Origin of the sequence: Photorhabdus sp. RM322S (assembly GCF_042879395.1) — a bacterium.
GTDB lineage: Bacteria > Pseudomonadota > Gammaproteobacteria > Enterobacterales > Enterobacteriaceae > Photorhabdus > Photorhabdus khanii.
Genome location: NZ_JBHFKW010000031.1, coordinates 54551 through 60728, shown reverse-complemented (window position 1 = coordinate 60728; position 6178 = coordinate 54551). Strand labels below are relative to the sequence as shown.

Here is a 6178-nt window from a genome sequence, read left to right as displayed (position 1 = left end):
CAGACGATTAAATAATTAAGGGACACAGCCTAATGCTAAGTAAACCAATCAGATGGGATTCTCGTCTGGTTTTGGCAAAGTATTTGGAAAATAGTGGAATATGCACGAAAATTCAGGAGAAAATAAGGATGGCAGACGCAGTCAATGGTTTGACTCTTCTGTGCCTAACCGCTAATATCTTTTTCTACAACAATGATCCATCGCCTGTCAGGATCGCCTTCGGGTGGCGAAGTAAAACTCCCGTAGCCTGAAAGGGAGAGCAAGTATTGCGGTACATCTGCGCACCTTTGGAAGCATATATTGTCAGACATAAACCCCTTGTCTAACGATGAAGGTTTTTTTAAACTAAAAAATACCCCAAAAGGGCGTTTGTATACTGTCACCTAAGCGCATTGAACATTGAATCATGCACTTGACTATTCTTACACACCACATTCATATTTCTACGGTTTCTGTTTGAAATATTCAGCAGATAACTTTTCTGCATCCAAATAATTAACATTCATCCGACATTCCGCACCCAATTCAGGAATAAAAAGACTCGTATGGTGGCCCCAATATTTTCAGCAGGGCATGTTGGTACGGTTGCATTCCCGTCACCATCCGGTGTTCTTGAAATTCAAAGGTATTAATACCTTCGAAAGTTAAAAATACCCAACGAGCGGTGGGCAATTGCGTCTGCTGCTGCTTCATATCCGGGTAGAATGCCTTGCTTTGTTTCAGACCCGTGCGAATTTTATGTTCCAGCGCCGCATACACCATTAAACTACACGTCATCACCATCAATAAGGCTTCGATGCGTTCCGGTTTTTTCAGGTACATGGATGAGGTTAAGAACTCGGGACTTTTTAGGAATCGAAAACCTCGCTCAACTTTCTGCTGGGCTTTGTAATTCGTGAGCAACGCGGCCATATCCAGCGCCTTATCGTCCGTTTCATTGGTCGCCAAAATAAACATCCCCACCTTGAGTCGGGCATACACGATTTTATCCAGTTGACTGTAAGCCCGGCCTGAGAGCCGGTAATGAATCTGAGAGGGTTTATCTTTAGCCGGACGTCCACGCCCTTGATACGTCATGATTTCCTCCACTTGCGGGGCGTCAATACCGATAAACTGGCATTCGGAGCCAAAATCACGCAGGGCGCATAACGCATCTTCCTGGCAGGCAAACCCTTTTTTGCACAATTTTTCAAACGCTTTCAGCTCTTTTTCCGTTGATTTGAGCGTATTTTTCGTAAAAGTCTGCCCTTCACGTTGACGGGCAGCCGCACTACTCACCAGCAACCCACGTTGAGGGATACCGCCATAGCAGGATTCAACCCAACATCCAGCGTAACCTTCGGTGAAAGGCTGTAGCTGATGGGGCTTCACGTTCAAAAGCTGCTGTTTAGCTTCTTTGAGCGTTAACGGCACGCGGGTAATGAAGCGTTGTTTTTGCTTATGCAGTGAAGTTATTGTCTCTTCACTATAAAGGGCGGCATCGGCGACAAAGTAGCGGCTGTTCTGCGCGGCTTTCAGGCAACGAATATGATGTTGTGTGAATTCTGTGAACGCCCGGGTATCGTGGGTATTTCCGCTCATCGCCTGCATGTAAACGGGTATCCCGGCCTGATTTTCACAAATCAGCGCAAGGATAACCTAGTTCAGCTCAGGCCGATGGTCGCGGCTGTACCCCCGAACCAGTTCAATACGCTGCGTGTCGTCTTTCAGAGGAGACTTGTACTCGCCATCCACATGGAAACTGGAGATGTCGAGATGCACAGAATGGGGTGTTATGCCCAATTTATCAATGACCTGTTCAGCCAGTATCTGATAGACTTCTGACACGCCGGCCTCATATAAAGCATCCAATGTACGACCCAGCACGTCATCATTCAGGTGTACAGCATCAATACCGGGGCCAATCAAACGTTCAATCGGTTTATGCTGGAAAAAACCGGAAAACATGTGCAGTGTCCGGCTGTGAAACCCCAGCCCGTTAAGGATCATCGCAAGAAAAGCCTCGCCATGAGAAACGGTGTGACCCGAATATTTTGGCATGATGGCATCAATGATACGGGGCAATCCGGCTTCATAGCAGAAAGCCGCGATGAGACCAAGGTGATCAAGACGTTTAATGGCAGGTTCTGACTTGAGCATATTCACTTTCCGGCAAATAAAAGTAATAGATCAAAATGGGCGATCGCCGTCAATCTCATGGGAGCAATAAATATGTAAAATATGCGTAAGATCACACTATTTTTAAATCAGGAATGAGGTGCGGAATGACGGTTATGGGGATTATGTGGATAAGGAAGAACAAAACAGCAGTGTTTCAAAAAATAAATCTATCAGTAGAGTAAGTTAGCTAGTTAAGAAGGCCGGTATAAATCCGGCCTTTAAAATATAAGATTCATTTTGTAATGTTTTATTGACTCACAATAATTTTCAGAGCTGATCCTGTAGCGTCCCTAATATAGTTTTCAGCTCCACCTAATACATCTCGAACATCAATGCTTATATTTTTCAAAGAAATAGCGGGCTGAACAATAAAGAAACTATTTTTTATAGCAGATAAAGAAGCTCGCTTAAAAAATGCATGCAGATCTTCAAGTGTGCCTTTCTCTAATCTTGATCCGCCAGTTCTTTTTTTTCTTAATATATCCCTGTGAATCAGATGCTTGAATATCTCATCTGAAGATTTGGCCCACTTTATACTCTTTATTGCCTGTCCAGTCACCTGATAAATATCATCAACCCGAGATGAAGGTTTATCAGATTTTTTACAATACTTACAGTGATAAAAATCAATTGCAACATTGAAATCGTCAATTACTTTCATGGCAACTATATCAGCAGACTCTCCTGAATCATCATCATCAAAGATCAAGTCATAGCTATTCATAATTTTATTAATAGTATAATATTGTATAGAATCTTTCCTTTTTTCTGCCTTCTGCGATTCCTTAGATAGATCAATATTTTCCCATTTCCAAGCCTCGATATTTGACAAAGCTATTGGATTGTTATAATTTTCATCACAGTAGAACCGCGTTCCACCCTCTATATATGAAGTATCTGAAAGAAATATAGATGGTTCATTATCACAAAAGTACTCATCCAGTCTTATTTTATTTTTTTCGCTTAATTGTAATGATATTTTCTTTGCTGTTTCAATCTTAAAGTAGCCATCCTTTAATAAATGATATTTAAACTCATATTTATTATTAGGAGTGCATAAATAAAATTCAATCGCACTACCTGATTTAATTCCAGGGGTGATCTCTAGCTCACAATCATTGAGGTTATATTCGTCTGTTCCATCAATAATTATTTTTGAATTGCTAAAATATCTATTAAGTAAACTTAATGGCCACTCTATAGATAATACCGAAAGGTTCAATGGAAATGTTTGTATATGTGCAGAATGCATTGCTGTTTTTAATATATTATTAGTATCAATATTGTTATCATTTATTTTTGAACCAATATGATTACACCATTCGACCCATTTATCTAATGAGTCAGAACTCATAGACCAAATCTTACCTTTATAGGAGCAACCGATTGTTACTGCTTTACCATCTTCAAATCCTTTGGCAAAAATATTTGATTTTCTAGCCCTTTTAGATTCTATTTCTGGAATAGCTTCTTTCGTGTCTGTGCCTGTAAACATCATGAAACGTAGATCTTTATTATTTTTATTTAGGCCTACGTTTTGTAATTTTAACCTTTTGATGCCATGCATAGCTCTGAATGAGATGTCGCCAGAAACCCTTAATGGATGGTTTGCAATGACCTTAGCCAGTTTATTAATTATAGTATCTTGTCCTGATGAATGAATAAACAACAACTTTTCTGTCTTGTTAAAATATACAATATATAAGTCCCATGTAATATCCATTAACTCTTCAGAAATAGCCCATGAGACTTTGTTATATGTTTTAACTGAAAACATTAATAGTGTTTGGTCTTCATTTATTGTCTTATCTACTAAAAAACAATTTTTATCAATCGCTTTTATAAAATTACCAGGATTCCATTCAAGATCTTGTGTTCTGTAAATTACAGTACTAATTTTTGGAGATATACCCAAATCAAGTAAATGCGTAGAAGATAGATCAAATTCTTTTTTGAAATCCTGATAGTTTACTTCATCATGTAATTTAGCTTCACCTACCTCTCTAATTAACTTATTCCAATCAGAGTCTTCTTTATATAAATCTTGTAAGGCACTATTCACTTTTTGATCTGCGGTATTGGCTATAAATTTAGCATTACCTAGGTTGTGTTTAGTTCTAGTGAATCTACCCGTAAACTGCAAAGTAATATTAATTCCTTTGTGAGTATCATGTAATGCCGCTATTTTTAGCTCAGGAAGATCAAAACCTTCTCCTAGCATATTCACACAAACTATTATTTTGTGTTTACCATTCCTAATATCATCTAGCGTCTTTTTCTTATTCTTGGAAGTACTGTGTATAACTACCGGGTTTAAGTCTTTGTATTTTTCATAAAGTTTGAATATTTCGCTTGCTCTTTGGATAGTCTTAACTCTTGCCATGAGTATATGTTCAAACCCATTTATTAGATCAGACTTTAAGAGTGAAACAGCTTTCTCAGCAATTTTCTCATCTACTTTATTTTCATCAAACTCGCGAATCGGATAAAAATCTATTGGTTTAAAATATCCATCTTTTTGAGCCTTTTCAATTGAGTATGAATATATTATTTGACCATCTAGACGTTTACCATCTGAACGATAGGGCGTAGCTGTAAATTGAAATATTGATTTAGCATTAAAATAAGATTTCACTCGAAGCCATTTTTCTGCTTGAACATGATGAGCCTCGTCAACAATAAGATTACTACATATTCCAGATAAATATTTCAATGCTACATCAGTGAAAATTGTTAATGATGCGACTGTTGCAATAATAATAGAAGCTTGCTCAAGATATTTTATTTCTTCTACACTTCTTGCTGCACCTTTAATTATGGCAATACGTGGATTCAGAAAATCATCGTTAACAAGACACAATGGTCTTAATAAACCCAACTCAACGAATTTATTTTTAGTCTGTTCGCGCAAAGCATCTGTAGGTACAATTAGTAACGTTCGTTCGAACTTGCCAGCAATAACTAAGGATATTATTGTTTCAGTTTTTCCTGTACCAGTCGGCATTACTACGGTAGCAGCCTCTTTAGAGCTTTTTCGCAAATAACCCAGTGAAGAAAATAATCCGCCTAATTGAGGCTCTCGTAGACCATCTATATTTATATCCGACTCTTTAAAATTAAATTGATTGCCTTTCCAACTATCGTGTATTTGCTCATGTGTAGCAGGAGTTTGTTCAGTTGAAGTTGGCTTGTAAAATACTTCGCCATTATCATATTTTGCTTCAAGTGAATTCATGATCAATTTCCTTAATATCAATTACATAAATAACCTGAGGTTTGCTTAAGAAGGGAACTCAGTGCCTGAGGCACGATCAAAGTTTTTGTCAAATAAAACGAAATCGTGGAGATCCTCAGGCATGCCTAATTTAGAAGAACTTTACTGCTGCGTCGATGACCTTTGCCAAAAATTTATCCCTCTCTGGCATCAACAGTTAATTGAAAATGGCTTGCTCAAACGTCGCCGCGACGCTTCCCTTTCTCTCAGTGAAGTGATGACGATACTCATTTTATTCCACATGAGCCATTATCGTGATTTTAAAACGTTTTATATTCAGCATGTTAAACACTATCTTCAGGCCGATTTTCCCCGGTTGGTCAGCTATACCCGGATGTTAACTTTGAAGCAAAGGGCGCTTATTCCTCTCTGTGCTTTTCTTTCGTCACGTAAGGCCCAAACCCAGGGGATCGCCTTTGTGTTTGTATGGCGATAAAGGGTATTTGTCACAGGCCTTGTGCGATGAACTGGAAGCAGAAGGAATAACGTTAATCACTCATGTCCGTAGTAACATGAAGGCAAAAGCGTTATCTCTCTGGGATAAGCTGATGTTAAGAAGGCGATTTTTGATAGAAACGGTCGTGGATCAGCTCAAAAATATTTCTCAGATAGCGCATTCAAGACACCGCAGTCAGCTCGGTTTTTTATTGGAAATTGTCGCGGGCTTAATTGCTTATACATTCCAACCTAAAAAACCGAGCTTGAATTTACGGGATTGTGATATCGCTATTTTTAAATGAAGCT

General features: G+C 38.5%; 2 protein-coding genes and 2 pseudogenes. 2 read left to right on the top strand and 2 right to left on the bottom strand.

Translation table 11 applies throughout. The annotated features are described in order from the left end of the window. The first annotated feature begins 32 nt into the window (after positions 1 to 32). Positions 33 to 251, top strand: a complete 219-nt coding sequence (locus tag ACGF63_RS17280; RefSeq protein ID WP_132352544.1) for a hypothetical protein — start codon at positions 33 to 35, stop codon at positions 249 to 251. 274 nt (positions 252 to 525) lie between these two features. On the opposite strand, the pseudogene ACGF63_RS17275 reads toward ACGF63_RS17280, so the two are convergent. Then, positions 526 to 2139, bottom strand: a pseudogene (locus tag ACGF63_RS17275) (IS1634 family transposase). A gap of 268 nt (positions 2140 to 2407) precedes the next feature. Further along, positions 2408 to 5395, bottom strand: coding sequence for a DEAD/DEAH box helicase (locus ACGF63_RS17270; RefSeq protein ID WP_387632288.1), 2988 nt, complete (start codon positions 5393 to 5395; stop codon positions 2408 to 2410). A 121-nt stretch (positions 5396 to 5516) separates the two neighbouring features. Between ACGF63_RS17270 and ACGF63_RS17265 the strand changes: the two are divergent. Beyond that, positions 5517 to 6174 (top strand): annotated as a pseudogene (locus tag ACGF63_RS17265) (transposase). Positions 6175 to 6178 lie beyond the last annotated feature (4 nt).

Excerpts from the sequence above, each read along its gene's own strand:
- ACGF63_RS17270 (WP_387632288.1), bottom strand. The coding sequence starts at position 5,395 with ATGAATTCACTTGAAGCAAAATATGATAATGGCGAAGTATTTTACAAG.
- ACGF63_RS17280 (WP_132352544.1), top strand. The coding sequence starts at position 33 with ATGCTAAGTAAACCAATCAGATGGGATTCTCGTCTGGTTTTGGCAAAG.